The organism is Billgrantia kenyensis (assembly GCF_013697085.1).
In the GTDB taxonomy this organism is placed as follows: Bacteria; Pseudomonadota; Gammaproteobacteria; order Pseudomonadales; family Halomonadaceae; genus Halomonas; species Halomonas kenyensis.
In genome coordinates, this window is sequence record NZ_JACEFT010000007.1 from 14,057 (window position 1) to 29,302 (window position 15,246).

Annotated in this window: 14 protein-coding genes; all 14 read left to right on the forward strand. The window is 63.0% G+C overall.

Annotated features, from left to right (window positions below; genetic code table 11):
• Window positions 1-7: 7 nt before the first annotated feature.
• The 14 genes from H1D44_RS08125 to H1D44_RS08190 all read left to right on the forward strand — a co-directional run bounded on the left by H1D44_RS08125 (window position 8) and on the right by H1D44_RS08190 (window position 15,204).
• Window positions 8-1,699, forward strand: a complete 1,692-nt coding sequence (locus tag H1D44_RS08125) for an HD domain-containing phosphohydrolase (protein ID WP_181514346.1) — start codon at window positions 8-10, stop codon at window positions 1,697-1,699.
• 123 nt (window positions 1,700-1,822) lie between these two features.
• On the forward strand, window positions 1,823-3,223 hold the full coding sequence (fliD, locus tag H1D44_RS08130) for a flagellar filament capping protein FliD (protein WP_181514347.1): 1,401 nt from the start codon (window positions 1,823-1,825) through the stop codon (window positions 3,221-3,223).
• Window positions 3,224-3,292: 69 nt separating this feature from the next.
• A complete protein-coding gene (gene fliS / locus H1D44_RS08135) occupies window positions 3,293-3,712 on the forward strand; it encodes a flagellar export chaperone FliS (protein ID WP_181514348.1) in 420 nt (139 codons plus the stop codon).
• The gene (locus tag H1D44_RS08140) at window positions 3,713-4,096 is read left to right on the forward strand and encodes a flagellar protein FliT (RefSeq protein ID WP_181514349.1); all 384 of its coding nucleotides are present in this window, start codon (window positions 3,713-3,715) and stop codon (window positions 4,094-4,096) included.
• Complete coding sequence (fliK, locus tag H1D44_RS21235; protein WP_181514350.1) at window positions 4,093-5,412, forward strand: flagellar hook-length control protein FliK; 1,320 nt, start codon at window positions 4,093-4,095, stop codon at window positions 5,410-5,412. The genes H1D44_RS08140 and fliK overlap by 4 nt, the downstream gene beginning before the upstream one ends.
• On the forward strand, window positions 5,393-5,674 hold the full coding sequence (locus H1D44_RS08150; RefSeq protein WP_181514351.1) for an EscU/YscU/HrcU family type III secretion system export apparatus switch protein: 282 nt from the start codon (window positions 5,393-5,395) through the stop codon (window positions 5,672-5,674). The genes fliK and H1D44_RS08150 overlap by 20 nt, the downstream gene beginning before the upstream one ends.
• A 324-nt stretch (window positions 5,675-5,998) precedes the next feature.
• Window positions 5,999-6,328, forward strand: a complete 330-nt coding sequence (gene flhD / locus H1D44_RS08155) for a flagellar transcriptional regulator FlhD (RefSeq protein ID WP_181514352.1) — start codon at window positions 5,999-6,001, stop codon at window positions 6,326-6,328.
• On the forward strand, window positions 6,328-6,903 hold the full coding sequence (gene flhC / locus H1D44_RS08160) for a flagellar transcriptional regulator FlhC (protein ID WP_181514353.1): 576 nt from the start codon (window positions 6,328-6,330) through the stop codon (window positions 6,901-6,903). Before flhD ends, flhC begins: the two co-directional genes overlap by 1 nt.
• A 168-nt stretch (window positions 6,904-7,071) precedes the next feature.
• Window positions 7,072-7,944 (forward strand): flagellar motor stator protein MotA, encoded by an 873-nt coding sequence (motA, locus tag H1D44_RS08165; RefSeq protein ID WP_181514354.1) that lies wholly within the window; start codon window positions 7,072-7,074, stop codon window positions 7,942-7,944.
• Entirely contained in the window at window positions 7,941-8,888 is a 948-nt protein-coding gene (gene motB, locus H1D44_RS08170) for a flagellar motor protein MotB (protein WP_181514355.1), read from the forward strand. The genes motA and motB overlap by 4 nt, the downstream gene beginning before the upstream one ends.
• Window positions 8,889-8,941: 53 nt before the next feature.
• Window positions 8,942-11,044, forward strand: a complete 2,103-nt coding sequence (cheA, locus tag H1D44_RS08175) for a chemotaxis protein CheA (RefSeq protein ID WP_181514356.1) — start codon at window positions 8,942-8,944, stop codon at window positions 11,042-11,044.
• Between the two features lie 2 nt (window positions 11,045-11,046).
• Window positions 11,047-11,541 (forward strand): chemotaxis protein CheW, encoded by a 495-nt coding sequence (locus tag H1D44_RS08180; RefSeq protein WP_181514357.1) that lies wholly within the window; start codon window positions 11,047-11,049, stop codon window positions 11,539-11,541.
• A gap of 79 nt (window positions 11,542-11,620) precedes the next feature.
• A complete protein-coding gene (locus tag H1D44_RS08185) occupies window positions 11,621-12,964 on the forward strand; it encodes a methyl-accepting chemotaxis protein (protein ID WP_238984516.1) in 1,344 nt (447 codons plus the stop codon).
• Between the two features lie 83 nt (window positions 12,965-13,047).
• Window positions 13,048-15,204, forward strand: coding sequence for a methyl-accepting chemotaxis protein (locus tag H1D44_RS08190; RefSeq protein ID WP_181514359.1), 2,157 nt, complete (start codon window positions 13,048-13,050; stop codon window positions 15,202-15,204).
• Window positions 15,205-15,246: the final 42 nt, after the last annotated feature.

Genomic DNA, 15,246 nt, shown 5'->3' on the forward strand with positions numbered 1-15,246 from the left:
AGCGAGGATGGGGCAGGTTCAGGATGAATTCATTCGGGTGGGAAGTCCGAGCGAGATCGAGGTGCTGCTGGACAAGCTGATCCAGCCCGGCGGTGCGTCATTATTGCTCGACAGGCCCGACAGCACGCCCTTGCCGGTGGTTGTCATGGAGCAGGCGCCGCCCGAATCGATGCTTCTCGACATTACCGCGGTGCGCGAGATCGCCGGTGAGCTGAAGCGCGGGGCCGGCTTTCGCCTGCTGGGTCAGGTGCAGGGCAAGATGATTCGCACGCCTACCCTGAAATCCCTGCAGGTGGACTCCCTGCAAGGGCGGTTGCAGTGTCGCTGCGATTATCCCCACTATCTTGAGGAGCTGCAGCGCCGCGAGGCTTTTCGGGCTCGTCTGCGGCTGGGCATGGAGGTGGGGGCCATCGTGCGCGGGAGTCAAGGCGATGGCGACACCATGGTTCAGGGCGATCTGAAGGATCTTTCCCAGCAGGGATGCCAACTGGAGCTGCCCTCTTCCTCCGCCACGCTGCTGGCAGAAGCGGCGCTGGTGGAGATCGAACTCTGCTTTCCCAATGGCACGCGTTTCACGGTACAGGCCGCTCCGCGGCACAAGGTGGCGGACAGTGACCGCCGGACCCTGCGGGTCGGTTTCCAGTTGCAGGGCTTGAGCGCCGAGCAGGAGCGCAAGCTGTGGTTCTTCGTACGTGAGATCGAACGCGAGTCGTCCCGCTACGGCGAAGAGGCCGATGTGGGCCGGCTGCCGTCAATGCTGTTCCAGAGCCAGGCAGCGGGCGCTTCGCCACCCGTGGGAAGGCGCAATCTGCTGAGCTACCCCACGCCCATGACACGCCGCCTGGCGCGGGTCGCGGGCTACCTGGATGCCCAGTTGCTCGAGCTGCAGCAGGGCGATGAGGTCGATCCCGTACAGCTTTCCCGGCATGCCGACATGCTGCTTCAGCTGGCCGATGAGGACATCGAGGCGCTGCTGTTCGCGACCCGTTGCCTGGGCCAGGAGCCGGTGCTGGTGCGTCATGGGCTCGGCGTTGCCGTGCATTTGCTGGCCTTGGCCAGTGCCAGTTCGGTACCCAGGGACGTGCGCAAGGCCTTGGCGGCCAGCGCCATGATCCATGACCTGGGCAAGGGGCTGCTGCCGCCAGGGGTGATAGCGGGAGCGCTGCTTCGGCCCGAGGAGTACGCCCGGGTCAAGGAGCATGTGGAGCTGCTGATGCAGCGCATGGGGCGCTGCCAGTGGCTTTCGGACAAGATCATGGTTGCGGTCGTGGCCAGAACCAATGAGCGACTCGACGGCAGTGGCTATCCCGCTGGGGTCGAGAGTGAAGGCCTTTCGGAACTGGCGCGCATGAGTGCAGTGGTCGACGTGGTGGACGCCATGCGGCGCGACCGCGGCGACCGGCCCGCCTGGCGCATCGATGCGGTTTATCGTCATCTGCTCCAGTCGCCGCAGCAGTTCGATCCGCGCTGGGTGAAGCGCTACGTGCAGCGCTTCGGACTGCGTCCGGTAGGATCGCTGGTGCGGTTCTCCGGAGGGGCGCTGGGCTGGATCCAGCGCCTCGACCAGCAGGGCAAGCCCTTCCAGGTGCAGTTGACTGAGGAAATGGCTCCGCCCACGGAAACCATGGGCGAGGTGCTGCGTGGCGATGTCACCGCGCGGCTGGGGGAGATAGTCGAGGAACTTCCCGTCTCCACATGATCGGCAGGCCTAAAGTCGGCCCGTTGTTGGCCGATAAAGGGAAATACCCCCTTGATCGCGGGCTTTTCACCGGAACCCTTGGCGCAAAGCCTGCCACACTAGCAGCACGAAAAAGGAAGCGTCATGGCAACGATAAGTTCACTTGGCATCGGTTCCGGGCTGGATCTCAATGGGCTGCTCGATCAGCTCAATGCGGCAGAGCGCAAGAAACTCGAGCCGATCAAGCTGCAGCAGCAAAGTCACCAGGCCAAGATCTCGGCCTATGGCAAGCTGCAGGGCGCGCTGACCAAGCTGCAGGAAGCAGCCGCCAAGCTCAACGACCCGAAGTTCTTCCAGAATGTATCGAGCAACGTCAATGGCAGTGGCATCAAGGCGGCAGCCAGGTCCGACGCTCCGCCGGGTCGCTATAGTGTTGAGGTGAGTCATCTGGCTCGGGCGCAGAGTATCGCGACCGTGGGCTTCGCCGAAGATGCCAAGTTCGGCGGCCAGCTGACGATGACGGTGGGCGTGGGTGACAAGGCCAAGGAGCTGTCGATCAACGTCAAGGAAGGCAGCTCGCTTACCGAGCTGCGTAATGCCATCAATGCGGAGAACAGCGGTGTCACGGCCTCTATCGTCAACGATGGCGATCCCGATTCACCGTTTCGTCTGGTATTGACCAGCAGCGAAACCGGTACCCAGGCTGCCATTCAGGCGCTTTCCCTGGAGGGAGAGAACGAACTCAGCTTCCAGCTTGGTGCCGGGGAGGGGGAAAGCAATACCGGCTCGATGACGCAGACCGTGGCGGCAGAGAATGCTCAACTCGTGGTCAACGGCATCGAGATAACGAGCCAGACCAATCGGGTGGAAGGGGCGATCCAGGGTGTGACACTCGACCTGGAGGAAAAAACCGCCGAGGGTGGCAGTGTCACCGTGGTGGTCGAGCGCAACACGCTGGCGATACGCGAGGCAGTGAGCGGCTTCGTCAATGCCTACAACGACCTGCGCAAGAACATCAGCGAGATGACGCGCTTCAATGCCGACACCGGGGCGGCTGGCGAGTTGCTGGGCGACAGCGCATTGCGCACCGTGGAGTCGCGCCTGCGCGGCGTGCTCGGCGGTGGGGTAGGAGAGGGTGAGTTTCGCATGCTCTCCGATATCGGCATCAGCCTGCAGCGCGACGGTACGCTCAAGCTCGACGAGGCGAAGATGAGCGGGATCGTGGCCGAAGACCCCCAGGCCTTGGCGGCGTTTTTTTCCGGTAATGACAAGGCGGGCGGTCTGGCCGGCAAGCTCGGTGAGACGTTGGATCAGGTACTGCAAGACCGTGGCCTGCTGGACAATGCCAAGCGTGGCCTGGAAGCGCGCATCGATGGGCTCAAGGATCGCTATGAGCGTATGGAGCGCAGCATCGAGCAGACCATCCAGCGCTACCGCGTTCAGTTCGGCCAGCTCGATGCGATGATCGCCAGCATGAACCAGGTGAGCGATTACCTGTTCCAGCAGTTCGATATGATGAATGCCCAGCTTGGGCGCAAGAGATGACGGCTCCTTCGGTGATGCCGAGGTGAGGCCGATGTAACGAAGGTCATGCCACCACAGGAGAATTACGCCATGACTGTCACGCGAGGAGCAGCCGCTTACGGCCGTGGCGCCGGAGCCTATGCCAGGGTCGGCGTGGAGAGTGGGGTCATGTCGGCTTCGCCGCACCAACTGATCGTGATGCTGTTCGACGGTGCTCAGGGCGCCATCCGCGCAGCGCGCATCCATATGCAGTCGGGGAACACTGCCGAGAAGGGCAAGTCGATTTCCAAGGCGCTGGATATCGTGAATAACGGCCTGCTAGCAGCGCTGGATACCGAGAAGGGCGGCGAGGTTGCCGAGCGGCTCGGCTCACTTTACGACTATATCTCCCGGTTGCTGCTGGCAGCCAACCTGCACAACGATCAGGAGAGTCTCGATCAGGCAGAAAAGCTGCTTGACGACATCGCCTCTGCCTGGCGTGAAATCGGCGCCACGGGAGCGCAAGGCTGAATGGCAATGACAACGGCTCGCGCTGTGCTTGAAGGTTATGCCCAGCTCAGACAGCAGGTCGCCATCATGCTCGAACTGGCAAGAGCCGGCGAGTGGGATACGCTCATCGAGCGCCAGGGCGGCTATCTTCAATTGGCCGATCGCCTGCGGCAGCTCGACAAGGAGGTCGAGCTCGATCAGGACGGCATTCAGTGCAAGGCCGAGTTGCTGGAAGCGATTCTGGCGGATGACCTGGCTATCCAAGAATATCTCATGGCGCGGCGCAGTGAGCTTGGCCAGTTGATGGGCACCAGTCGGCGACAGCGTGACCTGCATCGCAGCTATGGCAAGCAGGCGACCGTCGTGGTCGATGCCGGCGACAAGTTCGATCCGGGGACGCCGTGAGTGGCATCACGCCACTGCTGGATACGCTGCTCCATCAGGTATTGGGCAAGCGTGTCGATACGGCGCCGCCGCGCGACCTGACGGAACCGGTTCGGCCGGTCGATTCGGGGGAGGGGCCCAGGGCGCTGCATAGCGACTCGCGGCTCGATGGGCGCCGGCCGGCACTGGCCCCGCTACCCGGCACGACGACCCCTGGCCAGCGTGGCGATGGGATGCCGTCGCGTACCGATGCGCCGTTGCCGCCCGCTTCCACCCAGACCCACTTCAGTCCTTCAGCGCGCACTATTGCTGATCTCCTGGTGCGCTTCCCGGCGCCGCCCTCGGTATTGAGTACGACGGCTCCGCTGATGCAGGCAGGGGAGGCCCCCAGCGTTCCGACACTGGCGGACAGGCTCCAGTCGGGCATACGCGACAGCGGGCTGTTCTACGAGTCACACCTCTCACGCTGGTATCGCGGAGAGGTGAGTCGCCAGCAGCTCGAGCGAGAGCCGCAGATGCTACGCACGCTGCGCTTCACGCCGGCAACGGCAGGGCAGGGCAATGCGCCATCACCCGGTGCAGCGGCCACGGCGCAGCAGGCTGCGCCGAGCCAACTGACGGCCGGCCAGGCTCCGCTCGCTGCAGCGCCTCCCGCGCCAGGCCAGGCTGCGCCCGGGCAGCTCGCAGCGGGTCAGGGTCAGGCAACCCAAGGGGTGCATTCCTATACCGCCACCGAGGCGCTCTTTCCCTCGCCTGGCCCCGGCCAGCGGCCGGCTGGCGAGGCTGCGGGGGGGAGTGCTGGGCAAGGGCGTGAGCCTGCGGCGCCGTCAGTGGCGGCACGCGCCGAAGGTCCTGAGGCGGCGTTGCGTGAAGGGAGCGAGCAGACGGTTCGGGCGCGTCCCGCCGGTGGTGAGCCTGTGCACGAAAGCCTTCAGGGCGTGGTGCGCCATCAGCTCGAGATGCTGGTGACTCCGGTCCTGCGCTGGGAGGGGGATGTCTGGTCGGGGATCTTCATGGCACTGATGATCCACATGCCCGCCGGTGCCCGCCGTGACGGCGAAGAGTCGGCTCAGGACGAGCATGACTCGAGCCAGGAGGCCTGGCACTCCGAGCTTCAACTGACGGTGCCCAGCCTGGGGGACATTCATGTTGCCTTGTGGCTGCAGGAGCAGAGTGTCCGCTTGCAGTTGCAGAGTCGTGACGAGGCTGCCGTGGAGACGCTGCTGGCCGGGATTCCCAAACTGGAGCAGCGACTTCTTGCGGCTGGGCTGACGACGGTGCTGATCGATGCCCGACCCTGGGAGGCAGGGGGAGAGAATGACGGAACCCAGGCCTGAGCGTCGCCGCCAAGCCGTGGCCTTGGCCTATCGCGAGGGCGACGATGCCCCGCGAGTGCTGGCCAAGGGGTATGGCGACATGGCCGAGCGCATCTTGAACGAAGCCAGGCGGCAGGGCATCTATGTGCATGATGCCCCGGAGCTGGTATCGCTGCTGATGGGCCTTGACCTCGATGAGCGGATCCCGCCAATGCTCTATCAGGTCATCGCCGAACTGCTGGTATGGGTGTACGAAATAGACGAGGCACAGGCCTCACGCTGATGTCTTGAGTGTTAAAATGTAAAATTTTGTTAATGAATTGATGCTATTAAGGTGTTGTCAAGAGCTGTTTGTATCTTTTTTTATGTTACGGCACAGCAAGTTAACAAACTAGTCTAAAGGTATTAGCAGGCTCATGTTTTTGCCTGAGCGGTTTGTATGGCGCGGGGTGGTTGGCAGGTTGCAAAACAGTGGTCACAATGAGCCTGTACGTTAAGTCCTTACGAAGGTGGCAGTCAGCTTTATCCGTGAAAACGTTGCTGCGACCCTCAACTAGCAAGTGATAAAAAGATAAGGACACGCGAAGTAACCGCGTGCAGGGAACCAATGAAGAACCAGAATCACCTGGATGAAATCCAGGAGCTCAACCTCGCCTATCTGCTTTTGGCGCAGCGGCTGTTGAACGAAGACCGTGCCGCGGCCATGTTCCGGCTCAAGATCGACGATGAAACCGCCGATCTGCTGCATTCGCTCGGTGCTGCCCAGCTGACACGCTTGGCTCGCACCAACCAGCTGCTATGCCACTTCGGCTTTGAAGGTGCGGATCAGCTGCGCCAGGTCGTCGATAACCCCCGTGACAATGGATTGTCGCAGTTTCATGCCTCCCTGCTGATGGCAGGGCGTGGAACCGCCGCCATGTCACGGGGGGTCGAGTGATGTCGCAAAAAAGCCTTGTCGAGGAGATGCAGCAGGTCCAGCTTGCCATCGAGTTGATCGAGCTCGGTGCGCGTCTCCAGGTGCTCGAAACCGAGACCGACCTGAGCCGCGCTCGCCTGATTCGCCTGTTCAAGGAGGTGCGCGGCATGTCGCCGCCCAAGGGCATGTTGCCCTTCTCCACGGACTGGTTCATCACCTGGCTGCCCAACGTGCACGCCTCGCTGTTCTACAACATCTATCGCAATCTGCTGGAAGAGCAGCAGCTGGAAAGAATGCAGGCATTCGTCACGGCCTACCGGCTCTACTCCGAGCAGGTCGGCATCGATGAGGCCGAGCCGGTGCTGGCGTTGACACGAGCCTGGACCCTGGTGCGCTTCTTCGAGAGCGAGTTGCTGCAGCTCTCCACCTGCAACCACTGCGGTGGTCACTTCGTCGCCCATGCCCATACCCCGGATCATGACTATGTCTGTGGTATCTGCATGCCGCCCTCCCGCGCCGGCAAGACCCGCAAGCGTCGTGAGCAGGAGCGGGAGGCGAGCGAGCAGGAGGTGGCGCCGGTCCGGCGAGTCGGCTGACCGGTCGCTTGCAAAGAGGTGCTGGTCGCCTAGGACGCCGCCCCAACTGGGGCGGCGTCTTGCTATGTGCGTAATCTCACTTCTTTTTTCCGTGAAGCCTCAAGTGTTGCTTCGGTTGGCCGATACATTGGGTTAACGACGCCTCGCATCCACTGAAGGGTATCGGTTGTGCTGATTCTGCTCGGGTATATCGTAGTTACACTTTGTGTCTTCGGCGGCTTCGTGCTTGCCGGAGGCTATCTTGGACCGCTCTACCAGCCGACAGAGCTGCTGATGATCGGTGGCGCCGGCGTGGGCGCCTTCATTGCCGCCAACAACGGCAAGGCCATCATGGCCACCTTCCGCATTTTTCCCAAGCTGAAGCGCACCAAGAAATACAAGAAAGATCTGTTCATGGAGCTGCTGGCGGTGCAGTTCAAGCTGCTGTCCAAGATTCGCCGTGAGGGCATGCTTGGCATCGAGCGCGACATCGACAGCCCGCAGGAGAGCGCGCTCTTCCAGGAGCACCCCAAGGTGCTCGAGGATCCGCTGATCATGAACTTCCTCACCGACTACCTGCGGCTGATGGTGGCCGGCGGCATGGATCCGATGGAGATCGATGAACTGATGCTCCACGAGATCGAGACCTTCGAGCAGGAGGCGCACATCCCGGCCGACGCCATTGCCAAGGTGGGCGACGCCATGCCGGCCTTCGGTATCGTGGCAGCGGTCATGGGGGTGGTGAAGGCGCTGACCTACGCCGATGCCGGTCCGGACCAGATGGGTGAGATGATCGCTCACGCCCTGGTCGGTACCTTCCTGGGCATCCTGATGGGCTATGGCTTCATCAACCCGGTGGCCAGCAGCATCGAGCGTCAGGCCAAGGAAGCCGAGAAGATGCTGCAGTGCATTCGCATCACGCTGCTGGCCAGCCTGCACGGCTATGCGCCGCAGCTGGCGGTCGAGTTCGGTCGCAAGGCGCTGCACACCTCGGAGCGCCCGGGGTTCACCGAGCTCGAAACCTATGTGCGTAACGCCAAGACGGGTGCGGCAGCGGAATGAGTGCGGCGGGAGACAAGCGCCCGATCGTCATCCGGCGCAAGAAGGTCGTCCACGGCCACCACGGCGGCAGCTGGAAGATCGCCCTGGCCGACTTCATGACTGCCTTGATGGCCCTGTTCCTGGTGATGTGGATCCTCTCGGTGGCCAGTGAGGAGCAGCGCCAGGGCGTGGCGGACTACTTCAGTACGCCACTGACCAGTGCCGTCACCGGTGGAGATCGCTCCGGCAGTACCCGTGCCATCCCCGGTGGCGGTCCGGATCCGGCCCACAGCGATGGCGAGAGGGCTCGCATCGATACGCGAGAGTTCTCGCGGCCAAGCGAGCAGCAGCGACGCTTCTTCATGGACCTGCAGCGACGGATCGAGACGGCTATCGAGGCAGACCCGGAGCTGCGTGAATTGCGCCAGCAGATGCGCTTCGACCTCACTCCCGAGGGGCTGCGCATTCAGCTGCTCGATCACGAGCTCAGGCCGATGTTCGATGTGGGCAGCGACCGCGTCGAGCCCTATATGCGCAACCTGCTGCGCACCATTGCGCCTCTGCTCAATGAGCTACCCAATTACTTGAGCATCAGTGGGCATACCGACAGCCGTGCCTATGCGGGCGGGTATCGTGGCTACAGCAACTGGGAGCTCTCCACGGATCGCGCCAATGCCTCGCGCCGCGAGCTCGTTGCCGGAGGACTCGATACGGACAAGCTGTTGAGGGTCTCCGGTTTCGCCGATCGCGTGATGTTGCCGGATACCGATCCGCTCGATGCGGACAATCGCCGGATCGAGCTACTCGTGCTGCTGCCCGAGGTGGCGGAGTACATTCGCCGGCCCAGCATCGTGAATGGCCCCGGCGTGCCGAGTCCAATGAGTTCGCGCCTGCAGAGCGACGTCGATCTGGCGCCCGTAGAGCAATTTTCCGAAGGTCTGCGCCGTACTCTCAATCCCGAGTAGGGGAGGGAGAGCCGGGCATTGGCAAATTCAATTGACACCAGGTGGTAAAGCGCATGGATATCACGGATTTCTATGACACATTCTTCGAGGAGGCCGAGGAGCTGCTCGCCGACATGGAGCGATACCTCCTGGAGCTCGATGTGGACGAACCGGATGTCGAGCAACTCAACGCCATCTTTCGTGCCGCCCATTCCATCAAGGGGGGCGCGGGCACCTTCGGCTTCGACATCCTGCAACGAACCACGCACCTGTTCGAGAACCTGCTCGATCATACCCGCAAGGGCGAGCTCAAGCTGCGCCGGGATATCGTCGATACCTTTCTGGAAACCAAGGATATGCTCAGCGACCAGCTAGACGCCTACCGCAACAGCGATGAGCCCGATCAGGAAGCGTTCGAGCGTATCTGCCAGACGCTGCAACGGATTGCACTCGAGGAGATCGGCCAGGACCTGGAGGATGGGGCGCCACCGGCACCCAAGCCTGAACCTGAGCCCGAACCTGAGCCAACAGGCGGCCCGGAGGAGGCCGGTTCGGGTGGTAGCGGTAAGCGCATCGTGTCGCTGCTCAATGTCGGCGAGAAGGACCGCCAGCTGCTGGTCGAGGAGCTGGGGCAGTTGGGAGAGGTGGTTTCCCACGAAGGCGATGAGGCGTGCTATGAAGTCACGCTTCTCTCTACCGACAGCAATGACGATATCGAAGCGGTGATGTGCTTCATCGTCGACGCCGATCAGGTCAAGATTCGCGATGCCGGGGGGGAGCCTTCGTCCCAGGCAGAGCCGCAGCCAGCGGTTGCCAAGACCCAGGCCGAGCCGGCCCAGGCCGCCGCCAGCCCGGCGGAGCCGGTAGCAGCTGCGTCAGCTTCCAAGCCGGCCGGTGGTGCCAAGCCTTCCAAGTCCAAGCCCGCCAAGGCCAAGGGGGCAGGAGAATCGACCTCGATCCGGGTGTCGGTGGACAAGGTCGACCAGATCATCAATCTGGTGGGCGAGTTGATCATCACCCAGTCGATGCTCGACCAGACCGTCAGTGAAATGGAAAACGCCGCAGACAGCGCCTTGCAGAACGGCATGAGCCTGCTCCAGCGCAACGCCCGGGACCTGCAGGAATCGGTGATGTCGATTCGCATGATCCCCATGGATTTCGTCTTCAGCCGCTTTCCTCGTGTCGTCCGCGAAACCGCGGGCAAGCTGGGCAAGGATATCGAGCTGGTGACCGAGGGTGAGTCCACCGAGCTCGACAAGAGTCTCACCGAGCGCATCATCGACCCGCTGACGCACCTGGTTCGCAACAGCCTCGATCACGGTATCGAGGCACCCGACGTGCGCGAGGCCGCCGGCAAGCCGCGCACAGGCAAGCTGGTGCTGTCGGCCAAGCATCAGGGCGGCAATATCATCATCGAGGTGATCGACGACGGCGCCGGCCTCAACCGCGACAAGCTGCTGGCCAAGGCGCGGGAGAGCGGCCTGCCGGTATCCGACACCATGAGCGACGACGAGGTCTGGCAGCTCATCTTCGCGCCGGGCTTCTCCACCGCCAAGGAGGTGACCGACGTTTCGGGCCGCGGTGTCGGCATGGACGTGGTCAAGCGAAACATCCAGGGCATGGGCGGTCACGTGCAGATCATGTCCACCCCCGGCGAAGGCACCACCATTCGCATCGTGCTGCCGCTGACCCTGGCGATTCTCGACGGCATGTCGATCAAGGTCGGCAACGAGATGTTCATCCTGCCGCTCTCCGCCGTACTCGAATCGCTGCAGCCGGCCAAGGAAGACCTCTATGCCATGGCCGGGGACGACGTGGTGCTGAAGGTGCGTGATGAATACCTGCCGGTGGTGGCCGTGCATGAAGCGCTGGACGTGCCGCAGGCGAAGACCGAGCTCACCGAGACCATCGCGGTGATCGTGCAAGGGGAAGGCCGCCGCTATGCGCTGCTGGTGGACGACCTCGTGGGCCAGCAGCAGGTGGTCGTCAAGAACCTGGAAACCAACTACCGCAAGGTGCCGGGAGTGTCCGCTGCCACCATTCTGGGCGACGGCAGCGTGGCGCTGATCCTCGATATCACCGGTTTGCATCGCCTTAGCCGGGCCAAGAAAGAGAAGCGCCGGCCTGAGCAACACACCACACTCGAAGCCCTCACCGAAAAAGAGCTGGAGATCTGATCATGAGCCAGACGAATGATGCGGCATTTGCCGCCGCCGAAGCCCATAACCGCGAATTCCTGGTGTTCTCGCTGGGTGACGAGGAGTACGCCATCGACATCCTCAAGGTGCAGGAGATCCGCGGCTACGAGAACGTGACCCGCATCGCCAACGCGCCGGAATTCATCAAGGGTGTCACCAACCTGCGCGGCGTGATCGTTCCCATCGTCGACCTGCGCATCAAGTTCCATCTCGACAAGGTGGAGTACGGTGGCCAGACCGTCGTCATCGTGGTCAACGTCGAGGATCGTGTCGTTGGCATCGTCGTCGACGGGGTTTCCGACGTCATGACGCTTTCTCCCGACCAGATCAAGCCGGCGCCGGAATTCGGCGTCACGCTGTCGTCCGATTTCCTGAGCGGCCTGGGCAGCCTGGAGGATCGCATGCTGGTGATCGTGGATATCGACAAGCTGCTGACCAGCGATGAGATGGAGCTTGTCGAGCGCGTCGCCGAGTAAAGGCGTCAAGTTCCTCGATTGCAAGCCGATATCGAAGGGGATGGCGGCTATCCGCCGTGTAGGGAACAGGGGGGGAGATGTGAAATTACTCGATAACCTGACGGTCAGGGCCAGCTGGTTCCTGGTTCTGCTCTTCTTCGGCGGCATGATCGTCGTGCTCAGCGCCCTGGGACTCTATGCCTTGCAGCAGGCAGGTGTCGCGGTGTCGGCCATGGCACCCCATGCCGGCGAGTCGGGAGCGGCCCACGAGGCCTCTTTCGAAGCTGTCGCCGGCATGATGCGCCTGGCCATCGTCGCCGTGCTGGCTGGGTCGTTGGCGGTCATGGTCGTCGTGGTGTGGGGGATCAGCGTCAACGTGCTCAAGCCGCTGGCCCGTCTGGTCGGCTACTTCGAAGGCCTGGCCAAGGGCGATCTGTCCCAGCCGGTGGAAAATCGCGGCAACAACGAGATAGGCCGTCTGTTCATCTCTCTCAGGCATATGCAGGAAGGTCTTTCCGCTACCGTGGGTACGGTTCGCAGCAGCAGCGAGGGGATCTACGTTGGTGCCCAGGATATTGCCGACGGCAACGGCGAGCTGTCCTCACGCACCGAGCAGCAGGCCGCTTCGCTGGCGGAAACCGCCTCGAGCATGGAAGAGCTGGCCTCCACGGTGGAGCAGAATGCCGACAATGCCCGCCAGGCAAGCCAGCTGGCTGCCGAGGCCTCGCGTACCGCGGCCCAGGGTGGCGAGGTGGTCGGCGAAGTGGTCGCTACCATGCACGACATCAGCGAAAGCTCCCACCAGATGTCGGACATCATCGGTGTGATCGACACCATCGCCTTCCAGACCAACATCCTGGCACTCAACGCCTCGGTGGAAGCCGCGCGGGCCGGTGAGCACGGGCGAGGCTTCGCCGTGGTTGCCCAGGAGGTGCGTAACCTGGCTGGGCGCAGTGCCTCGGCCGCCGGTGAAATACGTGAGCTTATCCAGGCGTCGCTCGAGAGGGTGGATGTCGGCACGTCCCGGGTGGACAAGGCGGGGCAGACCATGCAGGAGATCGTCGCCGCGGTGCAGCGAGTGAGCGACATCATGGATGAGATTGCCTCGGCCTCGCTGGAGCAGAGCAACGGCATCGGCCAGGTCAACCAGGCCGTGACCCAGATGGACCAGGTCACCCAGCAGAATGCGGCGCTGGTGCAGCAGGCAGCGACCGCGGCAACCCAACTCGAGGCCGAGGCCGGACGCCTGAGGGAAGCCGTTCTGCGCTTCCGCCTGGCGGGCCAGCCAACAGAATCCGTGCAGACGACTCGCCGCGAGGAGAACGCAAGCCAGGCGCTGCCTGCCGCTGTGCAGCGCGACCCCTTGCCTGCCCGCCGCTCTCAGGAGTCATCTTCGGGTGCGTCTCACAACAAGAATGAAGAAGAGGAGTGGGCCTCGTTCTGAGGCACTGACTCCCGCTTAGTGGAGGCGCGTGCACGCCAGCGCCTCACCCCTGATGAAACATGGCGGTGAAGGTAATCCATACAATGCGTAACAATCAGCCGATTACACAGCGTGAATACAAGCTTGGTGAGCAACATCTGTTGATCACACGCACCGATCTCGACGGGCGAATCACCTACGCCAACGCGGCTTTCGTCGAGGTCAGTGGCTATGCCCATGACGAATTGATCGGGGCGAACCACAACCTCATTCGCCACCCCGACATGCCGCCCGAGGCGTTTGCCGACCTATGGCAGGCACTCAAGCGCGGTGAATCCTGGCAGGGGGTGATCAAGAACCGGCGCAAGGACGGCGACCACTACTGGGTACGGGCCACGGTAACGCCCATTGTCGAGGGGGGGCAGTGCCTCGGCTACACCTCGGTACGTACGGCGGTGGAGCCGGAGGCGGCTCAGGCGGCTGAACGTGCCTATGCACGCATTCGTGACGGCCGCTCCGGGCTTGTCATTCGCCGCGGCCAGGCAGTACGTCGTGGCCCGCTCGGCTGGCTGTCGCAGCTCAATTTGCGCAGCATCCGTTCGCGCCTCTCCATGCTCACCGCCTCGGCCCTGGTACTGCTTGCCATCAGTGGCGGCGTGGGCCTCTATGGCCTGCAGGCGTCGGGCGAACGCTTGGCAGAGCTCAACCGGGATGGCCTTCAGGATGTCATTCGCCTGCAGCAGATCGGCCAGCTGGTGAATGCCGCCCCGCAGCGGCTGAGTGGCGAAGAGCGGATGAGTCTGCTCAACGAGCGGAACCAGCATGCCGAGGCGCTGCGTGACGTCTCCGAGCAACTCGGTGCGCTATGGGATGAGTACACGGCGCGTGAGGTCAACGTGAACTCCGTCGCCATGGAGTTCGATGCCTCGCTGACCGGTTATCGCGAGGACGAACTGACCCCCATGGCAGACGCGCTGGGCGGCGAGGAAGCCTTCGACGCCATGATGGCGCTCAACAACGACTTGTCCGCACTGCGCGAGGCGGCAGAGTCCCTGACCGAGCAGGTCAATGGGTTGATCGATCAGCAGCGCGTGGCGGCCTTGAACATGGCTGAAGCGGCTGAGCAAGGGCAGCGTCAGATGCTGGTCGGCCAACTGGGCTTCATGGCAGTGGGCTTCGTGCTGCTGTTGGTCATCAGCGTGTGGATATTGCGGGCGATCACGCGTCCCGTGCGCCGGGCCACCGATTTCAGCCTTCAGATTGCCTCGGGCAACCTGGCGGTGACCACGCCCAAACAGAGCCGTGACGAGATCGGTGCCCTGCTCGGCTCGCTGGATACCATGCGCAAGAGTCTCTACAGCACGACCGAAAACGTGCAGCAGGGGATCGAGGTGGTGACCCCGGCCTCGAGCTCCATCGCTCGTGGTAACGAGGATCTTTCGGCGCGGACCGAGCAGCAGGCTGCCTCGTTGCAGCAGACTGCCTCCAGCATGGAAGAGATGACCACCACGGTGCAGCAGAATACCGATAATGCTCGCCAGGCGAGCGGCCTGGCCCTGGAGAACGCCAACCGTGTCAGCGAAACGGGCGAGCTGATGAACGGTGTGGTGCAGACCATGGGGCGGATCACCGCTGGTTCGGAAAAGATGAAGGACATCATCAACGTCATCGACTCGATTGCGTTCCAGACCAACATCCTGGCGCTAAACGCCTCGGTGGAGGCGGCGCGGGCCGGCGAGCAGGGCCGCGGCTTCGCCGTGGTCGCGGGAGAGGTACGCAACCTGGCCGGGCGCAGCGCTGACGCGGCCAAGGAGATCCGCCAGCTGATCGACGGTTCCGCCAGCGAGATCAATGAAGGTGCGAGTCAGGTGCAGCGTGCCGAGAGCGCCTTGAACGAGGTGATGGCGGCTTCGCAACGGGTCAACGACATCATGGGCGAGATTACCGCTGCATCTGAGGAGCAGAGCAGCGGCATCGGTCAGATCAACCAGGCCATCACCGAGATGGACCAGGTGACCCAGCAGAACGCCGAGCGGGTACAGCAGAGTGCACGTGCCGCCAGCGACCTGCAGCGTCAGGCCGAGCAACTGGCACAGACGATTCGTGTGTTCCGCCTGCGGGGAGCCGGGCCCGAGCAGATCCCGGCCTCGCAGCCCGCCGCATCGCCGTCGCCTGCCTTGTTGCAAGATCCGCTTCCCGCCCGGCGGGCCGCGGCCAAGACGAGCCAGCAGGCGACCGAAGGAGAGTGGGAAACGTTCTAGACGCTGATGGGAGCCGGTTGACTTGGTACAGGCAGCGTCTGG

Excerpts from the sequence above, each read along its gene's own strand:
- H1D44_RS08125 (WP_181514346.1), top strand. The coding sequence starts at position 8 with ATGGGGCAGGTTCAGGATGAATTCATTCGGGTGGGAAGTCCGAGCGAG.
- fliD (WP_181514347.1), top strand. The coding sequence starts at position 1,823 with ATGGCAACGATAAGTTCACTTGGCATCGGTTCCGGGCTGGATCTCAAT.
- fliS (WP_181514348.1), top strand. The coding sequence starts at position 3,293 with ATGACTGTCACGCGAGGAGCAGCCGCTTACGGCCGTGGCGCCGGAGCC.
- H1D44_RS08140 (WP_181514349.1), top strand. The coding sequence starts at position 3,713 with ATGGCAATGACAACGGCTCGCGCTGTGCTTGAAGGTTATGCCCAGCTC.
- H1D44_RS08150 (WP_181514351.1), top strand. The coding sequence starts at position 5,393 with ATGACGGAACCCAGGCCTGAGCGTCGCCGCCAAGCCGTGGCCTTGGCC.
- flhD (WP_181514352.1), top strand. The coding sequence starts at position 5,999 with ATGAAGAACCAGAATCACCTGGATGAAATCCAGGAGCTCAACCTCGCC.
- flhC (WP_181514353.1), top strand. The coding sequence starts at position 6,328 with ATGTCGCAAAAAAGCCTTGTCGAGGAGATGCAGCAGGTCCAGCTTGCC.
- motB (WP_181514355.1), top strand. The coding sequence starts at position 7,941 with ATGAGTGCGGCGGGAGACAAGCGCCCGATCGTCATCCGGCGCAAGAAG.
- cheA (WP_181514356.1), top strand. The coding sequence starts at position 8,942 with ATGGATATCACGGATTTCTATGACACATTCTTCGAGGAGGCCGAGGAG.
- H1D44_RS08180 (WP_181514357.1), top strand. The coding sequence starts at position 11,047 with ATGAGCCAGACGAATGATGCGGCATTTGCCGCCGCCGAAGCCCATAAC.
- H1D44_RS08190 (WP_181514359.1), top strand. The coding sequence starts at position 13,048 with ATGCGTAACAATCAGCCGATTACACAGCGTGAATACAAGCTTGGTGAG.